The 15,124-nt window shown below is 72.2% G+C and carries 16 protein-coding genes; 7 read left to right on the plus strand and 9 right to left on the minus strand.

Annotated elements, in window-relative coordinates; all coding sequences use genetic code 11:
• Positions 1 to 527: sigma-70 family RNA polymerase sigma factor (locus LDL48_RS24865; protein ID WP_372472193.1), on the minus strand; the 527-nt coding region annotated here is incomplete at its 3' end.
• A 266-nt stretch (positions 528 to 793) separates the two neighbouring features.
• Between LDL48_RS24865 and LDL48_RS24870 the strand changes: the two genes are divergently transcribed.
• On the plus strand, positions 794 to 1,582 hold the full coding sequence (locus LDL48_RS24870) for a sporulation protein (RefSeq protein WP_225257634.1): 789 nt from the start codon (positions 794 to 796) through the stop codon (positions 1,580 to 1,582).
• Between the two features lie 4 nt (positions 1,583 to 1,586).
• Here LDL48_RS24870 and dtd read toward each other — a convergent pair whose 3' ends face one another.
• Both dtd and LDL48_RS24880 read right to left on the minus strand, forming a co-directional pair.
• Positions 1,587 to 2,009, minus strand: a complete 423-nt coding sequence (gene dtd / locus LDL48_RS24875) for a D-aminoacyl-tRNA deacylase (protein WP_225257635.1) — start codon at positions 2,007 to 2,009, stop codon at positions 1,587 to 1,589.
• A gap of 20 nt (positions 2,010 to 2,029) precedes the next feature.
• Entirely contained in the window at positions 2,030 to 2,263 is a 234-nt protein-coding gene (locus LDL48_RS24880; protein ID WP_225257807.1) for a hypothetical protein, read from the minus strand.
• A gap of 62 nt (positions 2,264 to 2,325) precedes the next feature.
• Here LDL48_RS24880 and LDL48_RS24885 point away from each other — a divergent pair, with 62 nt between their 5' ends.
• On the plus strand, positions 2,326 to 5,376 hold the full coding sequence (locus LDL48_RS24885) for an NACHT domain-containing protein (protein ID WP_225257636.1): 3,051 nt from the start codon (positions 2,326 to 2,328) through the stop codon (positions 5,374 to 5,376).
• A gap of 5 nt (positions 5,377 to 5,381) precedes the next feature.
• On the plus strand, positions 5,382 to 5,948 hold the full coding sequence (locus LDL48_RS24890; RefSeq protein ID WP_225257790.1) for an HhH-GPD-type base excision DNA repair protein: 567 nt from the start codon (positions 5,382 to 5,384) through the stop codon (positions 5,946 to 5,948).
• Between the two features lie 4 nt (positions 5,949 to 5,952).
• Here LDL48_RS24890 and LDL48_RS24895 read toward each other — a convergent pair whose 3' ends face one another.
• Both LDL48_RS24895 and LDL48_RS24900 read right to left on the minus strand, forming a co-directional pair.
• The gene (locus tag LDL48_RS24895; protein ID WP_225257637.1) at positions 5,953 to 6,267 is read right to left on the minus strand and encodes a YlcI/YnfO family protein; all 315 of its coding nucleotides are present in this window, start codon (positions 6,265 to 6,267) and stop codon (positions 5,953 to 5,955) included.
• An 11-nt stretch (positions 6,268 to 6,278) separates the two neighbouring features.
• Positions 6,279 to 6,563: a hypothetical protein gene (locus LDL48_RS24900; RefSeq protein ID WP_225257638.1), complete on the minus strand. Its 285-nt coding sequence runs from the start codon at positions 6,561 to 6,563 to the stop codon at positions 6,279 to 6,281.
• Positions 6,564 to 6,660: 97 nt separating this feature from the next.
• Between LDL48_RS24900 and LDL48_RS24905 the strand changes: the two genes are divergently transcribed.
• Entirely contained in the window at positions 6,661 to 7,002 is a 342-nt protein-coding gene (locus LDL48_RS24905; protein WP_225257639.1) for a DUF3099 domain-containing protein, read from the plus strand.
• A gap of 576 nt (positions 7,003 to 7,578) precedes the next feature.
• Here LDL48_RS24905 and LDL48_RS24910 read toward each other — a convergent pair.
• Together LDL48_RS24910 and LDL48_RS24915 are read right to left on the minus strand one after the other, a co-directional pair.
• On the minus strand, positions 7,579 to 8,490 hold the full coding sequence (locus LDL48_RS24910) for a carbohydrate kinase family protein (protein WP_225257791.1): 912 nt from the start codon (positions 8,488 to 8,490) through the stop codon (positions 7,579 to 7,581).
• Between the two features lie 122 nt (positions 8,491 to 8,612).
• Positions 8,613 to 9,557 (minus strand): pseudouridine-5'-phosphate glycosidase, encoded by a 945-nt coding sequence (locus LDL48_RS24915; protein ID WP_225257640.1) that lies wholly within the window; start codon positions 9,555 to 9,557, stop codon positions 8,613 to 8,615.
• A 192-nt stretch (positions 9,558 to 9,749) separates the two neighbouring features.
• Between LDL48_RS24915 and LDL48_RS24920 the strand changes: the two genes are divergently transcribed.
• Both LDL48_RS24920 and LDL48_RS24925 read left to right on the plus strand, forming a co-directional pair.
• On the plus strand, positions 9,750 to 9,968 hold the full coding sequence (locus LDL48_RS24920; RefSeq protein ID WP_225257641.1) for a DUF3039 domain-containing protein: 219 nt from the start codon (positions 9,750 to 9,752) through the stop codon (positions 9,966 to 9,968).
• Positions 9,969 to 10,138: 170 nt separating this feature from the next.
• Positions 10,139 to 11,857, plus strand: a complete 1,719-nt coding sequence (locus tag LDL48_RS24925; protein ID WP_225257642.1) for a DEAD/DEAH box helicase — start codon at positions 10,139 to 10,141, stop codon at positions 11,855 to 11,857.
• 90 nt (positions 11,858 to 11,947) lie between these two features.
• On the opposite strand, the gene LDL48_RS24930 is transcribed toward LDL48_RS24925, so the two are convergent.
• Positions 11,948 to 12,187, minus strand: coding sequence for a DUF7455 domain-containing protein (locus LDL48_RS24930; RefSeq protein ID WP_225257643.1), 240 nt, complete (start codon positions 12,185 to 12,187; stop codon positions 11,948 to 11,950).
• Between the two features lie 244 nt (positions 12,188 to 12,431).
• Entirely contained in the window at positions 12,432 to 14,015 is a 1,584-nt protein-coding gene (locus LDL48_RS24935) for an RNA polymerase sigma factor (protein WP_225257644.1), read from the minus strand.
• Positions 14,016 to 14,281: 266 nt separating this feature from the next.
• Between LDL48_RS24935 and LDL48_RS24940 the strand changes: the two genes are divergently transcribed.
• Complete coding sequence (locus LDL48_RS24940; RefSeq protein WP_225257792.1) at positions 14,282 to 15,100, plus strand: inositol monophosphatase family protein; 819 nt, start codon at positions 14,282 to 14,284, stop codon at positions 15,098 to 15,100.
• Positions 15,101 to 15,124 lie beyond the last annotated feature (24 nt).

A 15,124-nucleotide genomic window follows, 5' to 3' on the forward strand; every position in this document is an offset into this window, starting at 1 on the left:
ACCATGTGCACCGGGATGCGGATGGTGCGGGCCTGGTCGGCCATGGCGCGGGTGATGGCCTGGCGGATCCACCAGGTGGCGTACGTGGAGAACTTGTAGCCCTTGGTGTAGTCGAACTTCTCGACCGCGCGGATCAGGCCGAGGTTGCCCTCCTGGATCAGGTCCAGGAACGCCATGCCGCGACCGGTGTAGCGCTTCGCGATGCTGACCACGAGCCGCAGGTTCGCCTCGAGCAGGTGGTTCTTCGCGGCCTTGCCCTCGGCGATGATGATGTGGAGCAGCGGGGCCAGGTCGTCGCCGGCCTCGGGGAGCTTCTCCTCCGCGTAGAGGCCGGCCTCGATGCGCTTGGAGAGCGTCACCTCCTCGACCGCGGTGAGCAGGCGGGTGCGGCCGATGCCGTTCAGGTACGCCCGGACCAGGTCGGCAGAAACGCCCCGCTCGTCGGTGGCGTCCAGGTCGGCCAGGGGCTCGACACCGTCTGCCATCATGTGGTCGGCGGCTGCCGCCGCGGACTCCGTCGCCTTCATCTGCAGGACCACCTTTCAGTCCCCTCCCCGCGATCACCGAGTCGTGTCTTGCCGACACGTCGTGCCGGTGATCACTAGATTGGCGTGCGGAGCGTTAAGCGGAGGTAAGGCAAGCGTCCAGGTGGCATGAATCGGGGAGAACCCTGAGGTCGAGAACCCGACAGCCCACCCGGAATGATTGGACTTATCCCAATCGCGTGGCAATTCCATCGGACTGGCTCGTGACCCATAATCTGGTTCTCAGCAGGAACGAGAAGGGAAACCACGTGGTCTTCAAGCGGTTGATGCAGGCGATGGGCGTCGGGGGACCGTCCGTGGAAACGGTGCTCACCAACCCCAACTGCCGCCCCGGCGGCTTCCTGGAGGGCACCGTCCAGGTGATGGGTGGCGAGCACGCCACCGACATCGAGTACGTCGCCGTCGGCCTGATGACCCGCGTCGAGGTGGAATCCGGCGACAGCGAGTACAACACCGATCAGGAATTCCACCGCCAGCGGCTGACCGGTTCCTTCCGGCTGGACCCGGGCGCGCGCCACGACATTCCGTTCCGGTTCGACGTGCCGTGGGAAACCCCGATCACCGAGGTGTACGGCCAGCACCTGCACGGCATGACCATGGGACTCGCCACCGAGCTGGAGGTGGCCCGCGCGGTCGACAAGAGCGACCTGGACGCGGTGGCGGTGCACCCGCTGCCCGCCCAGGAACGAATCCTGGACGCGCTGCTGCGCCTCGGGTTCCGGTTCAGCCGGGCCGATGTGGAGCGCGGCCGGGTGTACGGCGTCGAGCAGCAGCTGCCGTTCTACCAGGAGATCGAGTTCTATCCGCCGTCGGCGTACGCGAGCGGGATCAACCAGCTCGAGCTGACCTTCCTGCCCACGCCGCACAAGCTGCAGGTGGTGCTGGAGGTGGACAAGCGCGGCGGCCTGTTCACCGAGGGTCACGACGCGTTCGGCCGGTTCGACATCGACTACCGCACCGTGGACCAGACCGACTGGGCCGCCCAGCTGGACGGCTGGCTGCGGCAGTCCGCGCAGCGCCGGGGGCTGTTCTTCTAGCCCGTCACAGCTCCAGCAGGACCGAGCACGGTCCCACGTTCACGCTCTCCACCAGCATGTGCGCCCGGAAGCGGCCGGTCTCCACCGTCGCTCCCCGGGCGCGCAGTGCTTCCACGAACGTGGTGACCAGCGGTTCCGCGACCTCCGCGGGTGCCGCCGCCGACCAGGTCGGCCGGCGGCCCTTGCGGGCGTCGCCGTACAGCGTGAACTGGCTGACCACCAGCAGCGGCGCGCCCCGCTCGGCCGCCGACGCCTCGTCGTCCAGGATCCGCATCTCGTGCACCTTGCGGGCCATCGTCCCGGCGGTCGCCGCGGTGTCGGTATGGGTGACCCCGAGCAGGACCAGCAGCCCGTCGGTGACGGCTCCGACGACCTCGCCGTCCACCGTCACCGCGGCCCTGCTCACCGTCTGCACCAGCGCCCGCATGATCAGCAGAATTTAGCGGATCACTCGATCGGCTCGTCGGCCGGCGGGTTCATCGCGCCGGTGGTGGCGTCGCCGGTGGTCGTGTTCGCCACGCCGGGTCCGGAACGCGGCGGAGTCCGGAAGCTGTTCGGCCCGGCCGTCCCGCCGGTCGTGGTCATCACGCCGGGGGTGAGCTGCGGTCCGCCGTCGCGGAGCTGGTCGACGTCGGTGCCCGCGGGCAGCGTGCTGGACAGCTCCTGTTCGTTGTCACTCATGGTCACTGCAGTGCCCGCCGCCCGGGTCACCAAACGCGCCGCGGCTGCCCCATCATGGTGCGATGCCTCAGCGGTTGCGTTACGCCGACGCCGTCAAACTCCTCGGCGGGCTGAGCCCGGCCGGTCAGGCCGTGGACAACCTGCTCGGCAGCGCCCTGACCATCGCCACCGCGGGTGGCTCGGACGTGGCTCTCGGCCTGTTCGACGCGAAGGCCGAGATGGTCCGGCTCGGCCACGTCGTGGCCGGCCGGATCAACGATTCGGTACGCGGCCTCGGGCGCTACGACCGCACCCAGCGACTCCAGGCCGCCCACGGCATCCTCGTGGTCACCAGCTTCTTCGAGGCGTTCGACGCGGCGATCCGGCCGACCGCGCTGCCCGCACCGGACCTCACCCGGGACGACGAGATCCGGCTGGCCGCCGGCACCCGGGTCGACGGCGACTGGCTGCACCGGCTGCTCTCCGCGCCGCTGCCGGTGCCGTCCCCGGAACGGTCCTACGCCCAGCTGGTGCGGGACCTGTCCGCCTGGTTCTCCGACGCGGCCGCCCGGTTCCTCGACCACCTGCGCGGGCTCGCGGTGTGGGACGCGGCCGACGACCGGACCCGGGCGGAGGTGCTGCGCCTGCTCACCGTCCGCCTGCCGGAGGACGCCGTCGCCCGGTACCAGGAGGTGCACCGGCGGCTGGCGGTGGACGTACCCGAGTTCGCGGTCTGGCTGCACCGCACCGAGTCGCAGGCGGCCGGCCGGGGCCTGGCGGCGCTGGAGGCGACGCTGCGCCGGGCCACCTCCGGACGTGACCCGGACCGGCACCGGGCCGCGCTGGCCGCGGCGTACCGTGCCGACCTGGACCGGCCCATCCTGGGCACCGACGACGGCGGGGTGACGCTGCCCCGGCTGGGTGAGGCGTACGTCGACCCGATCTTCCGGGCCCAGGAGGCCGGACCGGACGCCCGGCCCGGCGACGAGAACTGGTGGACCGCCGAACCGCGCACCGACGTGGCCGGGTTCCTGGCGGCGTACCTCACCACCCCGCGCGCCGCGGCCGCCCCGATGCTGCTGCTCGGCCACCCCGGAGCCGGCAAGTCCTCGCTGCTGACAATCCTGGCCGCCCGGCTACCGGCCGCCGACTTCCTGGCGGTGCGCGTGGTGCTGCGCGAGGTGCCCGCCGAGGCGGAGATCCAGGACCAGATCGAACAGGCGCTGCGGTCCGCCATCGGCGAGTCGGTCGCGTGGGCCGACCTGGCCCGCAGCGCCGCCGGTGCGATGCCGGTGGTGCTGCTGGACGGCTTCGACGAGCTGCTCCAGGCCACCGGCGTGCACCAGTCGGACTACCTGCGGCGGGTGGCCGCGTTCCAGAGCCGGGAAGCGGTGCAGGGCCGGCCGGTCGCGGTGATCGTGACCAGCCGGGTGGCGGTGGCCGACCGGGCCCGGCTGCCCCCCGACGGCCTCGCCGTGCGCCTCGACCCGTTCGACCGGTTCCAGGTGCGGCAGTGGCTGGACACCTGGAACGCGGTCACCGCGGCGGACCTGCCGGTGCACGTGGTGTGGCGCTTCGCCGACCTGTCCAGCCAGCCGCTGCTGCTGCTCATGCTGGCCCTGTACGACGCCGGCACCGGAGCCCTGCGCGACGCCGGCGCCACGCTCGGCGTCACCGACCTGTACGAACGCCTGCTCGGCGACTTCACCCGCCGCGAGGTGCGCCGGCTGCACGTCGGGCAGCCCGACGAGGTGGTCGCCGACCTGGTGGAGGCGGAGCTGAACCGGCTCTCCGTGGTCGCGTTCGCGATGTTCAACCGGGGCCGCCAGTGGGTGACCGAGGAGGAGGTCGACGACGACCTGACCGGGCTCGGCATCGCCCCGGCGCGGTCGGCACCGCCGAAGGCGTTCCGCAGCCCGCTGACCGCCGGCCAGGAACTGGTCGGCCGGTTCTTCTTCATCCAGCGGGCGCAGGCGCGGGCCGGGGGCCGGATCCGGCAGGCGTACGAGTTCCTGCACGCCACGTTCGGCGAGTACCTGGTCAGCCGCCTCCTGGTCGGCCTGCTCCGGAACCCGGCGGACGGCGAACTGCTGGAGTCGCTGCTCGGCTTCCAGCCGCTGACCACCCGGCACACCGTGCTGGCCTTCACCGCGGCGCTGCTCGACGACTCCGACCGGCCGCAGATCCGGGAGCGCCTGCTCGAACGGCTGCGGACCGCGCTGCTGCAGCCGGCCTACGTGCCGCGGGCGTACCGTCCGGCGCGGAAACGGGCCGATCAGTGGATGGGCACGTACTCGCTGAATCTCGTGCTGTTGACCCTGGCCTGCGGCGAACCGCTGCGCGCGAGCGAGCTGTTCCGGCAGGCCAGGGACCCGGCGGCGTGGCTGCGGGCGGCCGCGCAGATGTGGCGCAGCGCGGTGCCCAGCGGCATGTGGCTGGACACCCTCGCCATCCTGACCGTGCACCGCACCTGGGCCGACGGCCGCCGCGACGTGATCCTCCGGCCCGGCGCCGGTGCCGACGCGGAACCGGTCGACCCGCTCTGGTCGTACGGCCGCCCGGACGCCCCGCCGGGCACCGGATTCTCCGCGTTCACCCCGCTGATCCGGGCGCTGCGGTCCATGCACCTCAGCGACCATCGCAGCGACGACCTGCTGCGGCACGCCGTGCAGCCGGTGCTCGACCGGCTGCCGGACACGCTCACCCACTTCACCGTGCACGAGCGGGGCGACGCCGAGTCGATCGGCCACGGCCTGCTGGCCCTCTGGCTGGCATCGCTGCTCGACGACGACCCGGCCGGGCTGGTCCGGGCGTACGACCGGGTGGTGGCAGCGCTCTCCGCGCCGGACCGGTGGAGCACCGGGACGCCGGCGGACCGCGTGGCGGACACGTACACGGTGGTGCTCCGCTCCCTGGCCCGCGACGCGGACCGGGTGCCGGTCGCCGACCTGGTGCGGTGGCTCGGCGCGCTGCGTCGCCAGCAGGCGCACCTGACCGCCCGGCACGTACCGGCGGTGCTGGCCTGTCTGGACCGGGTGCCGGCGGACGGTTCGCCCGAGGCGACGGCGCTGCGCGAGTGGGGACACACCTGGGCGCACCGGGTACGCGTTCTGCCGCCGGAGGAGGCAGGATGACGTTCATGGCAACCTCACTGCCCATCCCCGCCGAGGCGAACGATCTCCTCAGCCGGGATCCGCTGGCGCTGCTCATCGGGATGACGCTGGACCAGCAGGACAAGCTGGAGAAGGCGTTCACGTCGCCGTACGTGCTGGCGCAACGGCTCGGCCACCCGCCCACCGCGCACGAGATCGCCGGGTACGACACCGACGAGCTGATCGCGATCTTCGCGAAGCCGCCGGCCCTGCACCGGTTCCCCAAGGCCATGGCGACCCGCGTGCAGGAGGTCTGCCGGGCGCTGGTGGCGGACTACGACGGCGACGCCGCCGGGCTGTGGCGGGACGTGGCGGACGGCAAGGACCTGGTCAAGCGGATCGCGTCGCTGCCCGGCTTCGGCAAGCAGAAGTCGCAGATCTTCGCGGCGCTGCTCGGCAAGCAGTTCGGCGTGCGGCCGGACGGCTGGCGGGAGGCCGCCGGGGCGTACGGCGAGGAGGGCTCGTACCGCTCGGTCGCGGACATCGTCGACGACGAGTCGCTGACCCGGGTGCGGGCCTACAAGAAGGAGATGAAGGCGGCGGCCAAGGGCTGAGCGGTCAGGCCGCCGTGGGGTGCTGGGCGAGCGCGGCGAGGGCGCGGCGTACGTCGGCCAGCGACACGGTCGTGGTGTCGTCCAGGTCGGCGAGGCCGGCCTCGATCCACTGCCGCATCAGCGTGGTCACACCGAGCCCGCGGGCGTCGGCGGCCTCGCGCACCCGCTCGTACGTGTCCAGCGGCAACCGCACCGAGCGACTCACCATCGGCACGTCCGAGTCGGGCACCGGCAGGTCGACCTGCGGCCGGTCACCGATGACGTCGGCGAGCGCGTCGCCGCCGTCGTGGAACTGCTTGAGCGCGTCGGTCCTGTCCACTGCCACGCCTCCTACGGGTTCCGGCGGATAGCTTCCTCGTACCTCTTCGTCTCGCTGTCGCTCAGCTCGCGGGCGGACAGCACGTCCCAGTCGTTGTCGGTGTGGTCCGCCTCGGCCAGCAGCACCGCGAGATGCCGCCCGCGGTGATCGGTCGCGTAGACCACCATCACGTCGTCGCCGAGGTGCCGGATGACGCGCCGCGAACTGTGCAGCGCCTCCCAGACCTCGCCGGGCGTGACCCCGAACAGTCGCAGGTTCGCCAGAGCCTCCTCGGTGAAGCTGTACCGGCTGCCCACCGGGGGAGCGTACCACGCGCGTGGTACGCGACGGCCGCGTCGATTGTGGGCATCCACCGGTGAACGGTGCAAGGATGAGGAGTCGATCGGAGAGAGCGTGAAGAAGCAGCCGGTGTTGATCACCAATGCCGCCCGCAGCCCCAGCGATCAACTCCGCAGCCGGCAGATCCGCTACGTGACCATGATGGCCATGCGCGCCGGCTGCCTGATCCTTGGCGCGGTGCTGATCAGCGTGCGCCCGCCGTTGCTCCCGCTGTGGCTGACGCTGTGCGCGGCCGGCATGGTCTTCCTGCCGTGGGCCGCGGTGCTGATCGCCAACGACCGTCCACCCAAGTCCCGCGCCGAACGCCGGGCGGCGACCCCGCAGCCGGCACAGCGGGCGCTGGCCCAGCACGACGCCGAGGACATCAAGGCCCGCACCATCGACGCCGAGCAGTAGCGGCGGCGGTCGGGACGGTTCCGGCCTGTTGGCGCCGGTGAGCGCCGGCGTTGCTGCGCGCGGGTGGGGTGGCCGACGGCGTGTGGGTGGTTCGGGTGCGATGCGCGCCGGGTTTTCGCACGCGGGGGCGGCGGCGTGTGGGTGGTTCGGGTGCGATGCGCGCCGGGTTTTCGCACGCGGGGGCGGCGGTGTGTGGGTGGTTCGGGTGCGGAGGGCGCCGGGTTTCCGCACGCGGTTTGAGGGGCGGCGGTGTGTGGGTGGTTCGGGTGCGGAGGGCGCCGGGTTTCCGCACGCGGTTTGAGGGGCGGCGGCGTGTGCGGGGTTCGGGTGCGGAGCGCGCCGGGACTCCGCACGCGAGTGGATGGCTGACGGCGTGTGGGTGCTTCAGGTGCGACGTGCCCTCCCGGCGCACCTCGCCGTGACGCCGGAGTGAGGGGGCTGCAGGTTGCACGATGCATCACATTCCTTGCCCCGCCTCACGCCCCCACGTCGGCAAGCCGCCACGCCGGTTGATCCAGAACGACGCTGGTGTGCCACTGGAGCGCTCCAGTGGCACACCAGCGCGCTGTCGGGGGATCAGGAGCCGTGCGGGGATCGGCTGGGCCGCGCGCCGACCCGGGTCACCGCCGCGGCCCCCAGCTCGGCCCCGGCCGCCAGCGCGTCCGCCGCCGTACCGCCGGCGCACCAGACCCGGAGCAGCCCCGCCGCGAAGGCGTCACCCGCCCCGGTCGGGTCGCGCACCGGTACCCGGGTCCCGGCCACCGACGACGTCACCGAGCCGGCCCAGACCGCCCCGGCGCCGCCCCGCTTGACGACTACGTTGCGGGCCGCCGTGGTCAGTGCCGTCGCCTGCTCCTCGGCACGTCCCGGGCCGGCCAGGACCGCGGCCTCGTCGGCGTTGCAGAGGAGCAGGTCGGTACCGCGTACCCGGTCCAGGAAGTCGCCGGCCTGCCGCAACGGGGCCGCCGAGGCCGCGTCCACGCTGGTGGTCAGCCCGCGCTCGCGGGCCGCGGCGAGCGCGGCCAGTCCGGCCGGCCGGGAGCGCGGGTCCAGCAGCGGATAACCGGACAGATGCAGGTGTACGGCGTCCGCTGCCTCCCGCACCGCGGCCGTGACGTCGTCCGGGGCGAGCAGCACGGCGGCGCCCCGGTCGGTGATCATGGTGCGCTCGTCCGCCGAGGCCAGCACGACGATGCTGCCGGTGGGTACGCCGGGATGGGCCCGGACCGCGCAGCGCACGCCGGCGGCGGTCAGTTCCGCGGTCCGCTCCCGGCCGGCCGGGTCCGCGCCGACCGCGGCGATCAGCGTGACCGGCGTGCCGGCGTGGGCCAGCCAGGCGGCGGTGTTGGCGGCCTGGCCCCCGCCGGTCACGGTGATCCGGGCGGCGGTGTCCGAGCCGGGCTGCACCGGCCCGTCGTGGACGACCAGCACGTCCGTGACGAGATCTCCGACGACCAGAATGCGGCCGACCGGCGCCGGTCCGGCCAGCCCGGATGCTGGAGTGTCCGGGCCTGGAGCCGGCCCGGTCACGTGGTCTCCACCGGTGCCGGTTCCGGCGCGGTCGTCCCCCGATCGTCCGCCAGCCGCCGGCCCAGCGCCTCCCGGTCCACTCAGGGGACCGCGAAACCGAGCGGGGCCCCCGCCGGGGCGGCGGCCGCGGCGACCTGGGCGGCCAGCGCGGCGTTGCGCAGGATGATCCGGACGTTCACCGCCAGGCTCTCGCCGTGCGTGCTGGAGTGGAAGTGGGCCAGCAGGAACGGGGTCACCGCCTTGCCCGTGACGTGCTCGCGGGCCAGCAGGTCCAGCCCCTCGTGCAGCGCCCGGTCGTGCACCTCCGGGTCGAGTTGCTGGTCGGCCGGCAGCGGATTCGCCAGCACCAGCGCGCCGGCCCCGACGCCCTGCTCGGTGCGGGCCTTGGCGACCGCGGCGACCTGGGCCGGTGAGGTGAGTTCCCAGTCCAGGTCGAAGCCGCCGTCGGTGATGAAGAAGCCGGGGAACCGGCGGGTCCGGTAGCCGGCCACCGCGACCCCGAGCGTCTCCATCCGCTCCAGCGTGGCGCCGACGTCCAGGATCGATTTGACTCCGGCACAGACCACGACGATCGGGGTACGGGCCAGCGTGGCCAGGTCCGCGGACTCGTCGAACGTGCTGCCCGCCTCGCGGTGCACCCCGCCCAGGCCGCCGGTGGCGAACACGCCGATGCCGGCCGCGGCGGCGACGGCGCTGGTGGCGGCGACCGTGGTAGCTCCGTCGGCGCCGGTGGCCGCGGCGACCGCCAGGTCCCGGACGGAGAGTTTGGCCACGGTGTCGGAGCCGGCCAGGTGCTCGATCTCGGGGTCGGTGAGACCGACGACGAGTCGGCCGCCGATCATTCCGATGGTGGCGGGTACGGCGCCGTTGTCGCGTACCGCCTGCTCGATCTCGCGGGCCACCCGCAGGTTGTCGGGGCGGGGCAGCCCGTGCGAGACGATGGTGCTCTCCAGCGCCACGATCGGTCGGCCGTCGCGGCGCGCCCGGGTCACGTGTTCGCCGTACTGAATTGCGAAGTCGGTCACGACGGCTACCGTACGGTGCCCTGGTGAGCGCTTGTCGTTGGACCGACCAGGCGTTAGGTGTCAAACTTGGCGGTTGGAGCCCCATCTGCCACGGCCGTGCGCCTGGTGCGGCGGACGGGGCATGGCAGGACTAGGGCACCGCGGTGACCGGGGGGCACGCGGTTGTGCATACGCGACGGAAAGGCAGATGCCGTGAGCACGCAGATCTTGGAGCGCCCGGAGACCACGGACGCCGACACCGGGCCGGAGATGTTCCACTACGTGCGCAAGGAGAAGATCGCCGAGAGTGCCGTCATGGGCACCTTCGTGATCGCGCTGTGTGGCGAGAAGTTCCCGGTGACGAAGTCGCCGAAGCCCGGTTCGCCGGTGTGCCCGCAGTGCAAGGAGATCTACGAGTCGATGAAGCACTGACCCTCACCGGCCCGGCCGGTGCACCGTGACCGGCACGCTGATGGCTCTGGATGCCGGCGTGCCGGTGGTCGCGTTGCCGTGTCGGCGGACATGTCGGTGCCCGCCGCTATGCTGGGATCCGCCTCCGCGGCCGCACGCGGGGGCGTTTTCGTGAGAAGGGACCGTTCCGCTTGAGTCCGCCATTGCCTGATCTGGAGACTTTCCCGCCCCTGCGGGCATGGCAGCGCAAGGCCCTGGTGGAGTATCTGCGGCGGCGCTCTCCGGACTTCATGGCGGTGGCCACGCCGGGGGCCGGCAAGACCACGTTCGCGCTGCGGATCGCCGCCGAGCTGCTCGTCGACGGCTCCGTCGACGCGGTCACCGTGGTCTGCCCGACCGAGCACCTGAAGACGCAGTGGGCGCTGGCGGCCGCCCGGGTCGGCATCCAGCTGGATCACTCGTTCCGCAACGCCGACGTGCACTCCTCCCGCGACTTCCACGGCGCCGTCCTGACCTATGCGCAGGTCGGCATGGCTCCGGCGGTGCACCGGCGGCGCACCATGACCCGCCGGACGTTCGTGATCCTGGACGAGATCCACCACGCCGGTGATTCGCGCACCTGGGGCGACGGCGTGAAGAACGCGTTCGAGCCGGCGGTGCGGCGGCTGATGCTCACCGGCACCCCGTTCCGCTCCGACGACAACCCGATCCCCTTCGTGTCGTACGAGCGCGGCCAGGACGGCCTGCAGCGGTCCCGTTCCGACTCGTCCTACGGCTACTCCGACGCGCTGCGCGACGGGGTCGTGCGCCCGGTGCTGTTCATGGCGTATTCGGGGGAGACCCGCTGGCGCACCAACGCCGGTGACGAGCTGGCCGCCCGGCTCGGCGAGCCGATGACCAAGGACCTGGTCGCGCAGGCCTGGCGCACCGCGCTGGACCACCGCGGCGACTGGATGCCGCAGGTGCTGCGGGCCGCCGACGCGCGGCTGTCCCGGCTCCGCTCGCACGGCATGATCGACGCCGGTGGCCTGGTCATCGCGAGCGACCAGCAGACCGCCCGGGCGTACGCGAAGCTGCTCGGCGAGATCACCGGTGAGCCGGCCGTGGTGGTGCTCTCCGACGACGCCGGCTCGTCCGCGCGGATCGCCGAGTTCGCCCGGTCCGAGCAGCGCTGGCTGGTCGCGGTGCGGATGGTCTCCGAGGGCGTGGACATTCCGCGGCTGGCCGTCGGGGTGTACGCCACCAGCGCCTCCACCCCGCTCTACTTCGCCCAGGCGATCGGCCGGTTCGTCCGGGCCCGGGTCGAGGGCGAGACCGCGACCGTGTTCCTGCCCAGCGTGCCGCACCTGCTCGGGCTGGCCAGCGAGATGGAGGCCCAGCGCGACCACGTGCTGGGCAAGCCCAAGGATCCGGACGGCCTGGACGACGCCCTGCTGGAGCGGGCCCAGCGCACCGAGGACGCCGAGGGTGAGCTGGAGAAGCGGTTCGAGGCGCTGTCCGCCACCGCCGAGCTCGACCAGGTGATCTACGACGGCACGTCGTTCGGCACCGGCGCCCGGACCGGCACCCCGGAGGAGGAGGAATACCTGGGGCTGCCGGGCCTGCTGACCCCGGACCAGGTGGCCGTCCTGCTGAACCGGCGCCAGACCGAGCAGCTGGCCGCCCAGAAACGGCAGCAGGTGGCGGAGGCGGTTCCGCCGCCGCGCGCGCCGGTGGTGCTGAGCGCGGGGGAGCGGCGGGTGACCCTGCGGCGGCAGCTCAACACGTTGGTCGCGGCGCACCACCACCGCACCGGGCTGCCGCACGGCAAGATCCACGCGGAGCTGCGCCGGCTGTGCGGGGGCCCGCCGAGCGCGCAGGCCACCATCGAGCAGCTCGAGGAACGGATCGCGACGATCCAGACCCTCTGACCCCTCCGGGCCGCCCGCCGGGGCCTTTCGGGCACGTGAAAGGGGCGCCCCACACCGCGGGCGCCCCTGAGTACGTCTATCGGGGGATGTTCAGTTGGCGTTGGACATCATGTCCGCGCCGCGCCAGGTGAACTCGGGGTCCGCGTTGTACTGGACCGCGATCTTCACCAGGTCTTCGGCGTACCGGTTGGCGTGGTGGCCGCAGAACACGAGCTCACTTCCGCCCGCCAGGGTCAAACGGAGCTTTCCCGCTGCATTGCAGCGGTCGCACCGTTCATCGGCAGCTTGGCCGGCCACACTTCCCGCCGGCGGCGTGAGGGTCGGGGTCATCGCCTTCCTCCTCTGGTCGTCACCGATGAACTTGTTCCTCGGCTACTGCTCACTCATCGTGCAACACCCGTGCTCGTTGAGGCCTTCCCACTGTGCCCCGGGGGGACCCAAGTCACACGCTGTCCGGCAAGTGTGCCGTGCCTCAAGGGTGCCACGTCAACGATCTCTTCCCTACAACGGTCTGATCACCACCCGACGATGTACGTGTGGTGACCATTCCGACACGAAAGGTTGACTACAAGACTTAGTCAAGGTAGTCGCGGAGAACCTGCGAACGGGACGGGTGTCGCAGTTTCGACATGGTCTTCGACTCGATCTGCCGGATCCGCTCGCGTGTCACGCCGTACACCTGACCGATTTCGTCCAGGGTGCGGGGCTGCCCGTCGGTGAGACCGAACCGCAGGCGCACCACGCCGGCCTCGCGCTCGGAGAGCGTCTGCAGCACCTGCTGGAGCTGATCCTGCAGGAGCGAGAAGCTGACCGCGTCGACCGCCACGACCGCCTCGGAGTCCTCGATGAAGTCACCGAGCTGGCTGTCGCCCTCGTCGCCGATCGTCTGGTCCAGCGAGATGGGCTCACGCGCGTACTGCTGGATCTCCAGCACCTTCTCCGGCGTGATGTCCATTTCCTTGGCGAGTTCTTCCGGGGTGGGCTCGCGGCCCAGGTCCTGGAGCAGCTCACGCTGTATGCGGCCGAGCTTGTTGATGACCTCCACCATGTGCACCGGGATGCGGATGGTGCGGGCCTGGTCGGCCATGGCGCGGGTGATGGCCTGGCGGATCCACCAGGTGGCGTACGTGGAGAACTTGTAGCCCTTGGTGTAGTCGAACTTCTCGACCGCGCGGATCAGGCCGAGGTTGCCCTCCTGGATCAGGTCCAGGAACGCCATGCCGCGACCGGTGTAGCGCTTGGCCAGCGACACCACCAGACGCAGGTTCGCCTCGAGCAGGTGGTTCTTGGCCCGCTCGCCGTCCCGGCCGATCCAGCGCAGGTCGCGCTCCATCGTGCGCTCGAGCTTCTCCTCGCCCTCGTCGCAGGCGCGCAGTCGCTCCGCGGCGTACAGGCCGGCCTCGATCCGCTTGGCGAGTTCGACCTCCTGCTCCGCGTTCAGCAGCGGGACCTTGCCGATCTGCTTCAGGTAGGCCCGGACCGAGTCGGCGGACGCGGTGAGCTCGGCGTCGCGGCGCGCCTGCTTCAGCGCCTCGGACTCCTCGTCGTCCCACTCGAAGTCGCCGTCGGTGGCCGAACTGGCGGCGTCGGTGGCGGCGGCCTGCACCAGGGCGGGCGGCTCCTCCACGACGACGTCCTCGATCTCGGCGGCCAGCTCCTCGGGATCGATCTCCTCGCCCTCGACCGCCGGCACCTCGCCCTCGGCCGGAGCGCCGGCCTTGGTCGGGCCGGGCTTGGGCGCGCCGTCGGCGGCCTTCTTCGCCGGAGCGGCCTTCTTGGCGGCGGCCTTCTTCGCCGGAGCGGCCTTCTTGGCCACCTCGGCGGTCTCGGGCCCGTCGTCGGTCGCCGGCTGCTTCGGCGCGGCCGGTGCCTTCTTGGCGGGCGCGGCCTTGGCCGTGGTGGCCTTGGAGGCGGGGGTGGCCGCTCGGGCGGCGGCCACCTTGCGACGGGTCGTGGCGGACCCGTCGACGACCACGGTGACGCCGGCGTCGACGAGCGCGCGGAGGATCTTCTTAGCCTGAGCCGGAGTCACCTCGGCGGACTCGACCGTCTGCACGACCTCGGCCGACGTGATCTGCCCACCTGCGCCCTGCGCATGGGCGATCAGGGCCTCGGTGAGGGAGCGAACGTCGGCACCGGTCTGGTGGGCTTCTGTCACGAATGACCTTCCGGAGGGCGATGAAACACGGCCAGGTGCCCAGGCGCAGCACGCGGCGACGAGGCTGGCCGGTGTGGTGTCGGAGCCCCCGAGACGCGGGCGACCGATCGGCGGGACGTCCGTGAAGCGCGGGCAGGGGTGAATTGTAGCGCCGTCGTACGAGATCCTCCCGCCGCCGCTCTCCACCGGCACGCCGCGGGGGGTCGGCGAAGGTCCGCCGGAGGGCCGGCAGGAAGATGTTACCGGTGGAAAGGGCTGATGACGTGATGAATATTCCGGGCAAATCGACGCCGGAGGAATTGCTGAAGATCGCCGTGCGGATCGCCCGCGAGGCGGCCGGTACGGCGCGCCGGATGCGCGCCGACGGCGTCACCGACGTGCAGACCAAGAGCACCGACACCGACGTGGTGACCGCTGCCGATCGCGCCGTGGAACGTCAGGTGGTAGCCGCCCTGCGGGCTGAGCGGCCGGCTGACGGCGTCCTGGGCGAGGAGTACGGCGATTCCGCCCGGACCGCGCCCGGGCCGGTGCGGTGGATCCTGGACCCGATCGACGGCACCGTGAACTACCTGTACGGCCTGCCCCAGTACGCGGTGTCGCTCGCGGCCGAGGTGGACGGTGTGGTGGTGGCCGGCGTGGTGCACAACCCGGCGACCGGTGCGGAGTGGACCGCCACGCTCGGCGGCGGGGCCTGGCGGGGCGACCGGCGGCTGCACGGCTCGGCCCGCGGCACGCTGGACCAGGCGCTGGTCGGCACCGGCTTCGGGTACGACCCGGCGCGACGGGCGCATCAGGCCACCGTGCTCGCCGGACTGATCACCCGGGTCCGGGACATCCGCCGGTTCGGGGCCGCCTCGCTGGATCTCTGCATGCTCGCGGAGGGCCAGCTGGACGCGTACTTCGAGAAGGGCCTGAGCCCCTGGGACCACGCCGCGGGCGGCCTGCTGGTCACCGAGGCCGGGCTCCGGGTCGGCGGGCTGTCCGGCCGGCCGGCGGACGAGCGGATGTACCTGGCCGCGCCGCCGGCGCTGTTCGACCCGCTGCACGCCGCGCTGGTCGAGCTGGACGCGGACGGCGGTCCCTGAGCCGGCGGGCCTGAGCGGGCGGGC

It is taken from the genome of Jidongwangia harbinensis, assembly GCF_020216025.1.
GTDB classification, from domain to species: Bacteria; Actinomycetota; Actinomycetes; order Mycobacteriales; family Micromonosporaceae; genus Actinoplanes; species Actinoplanes harbinensis.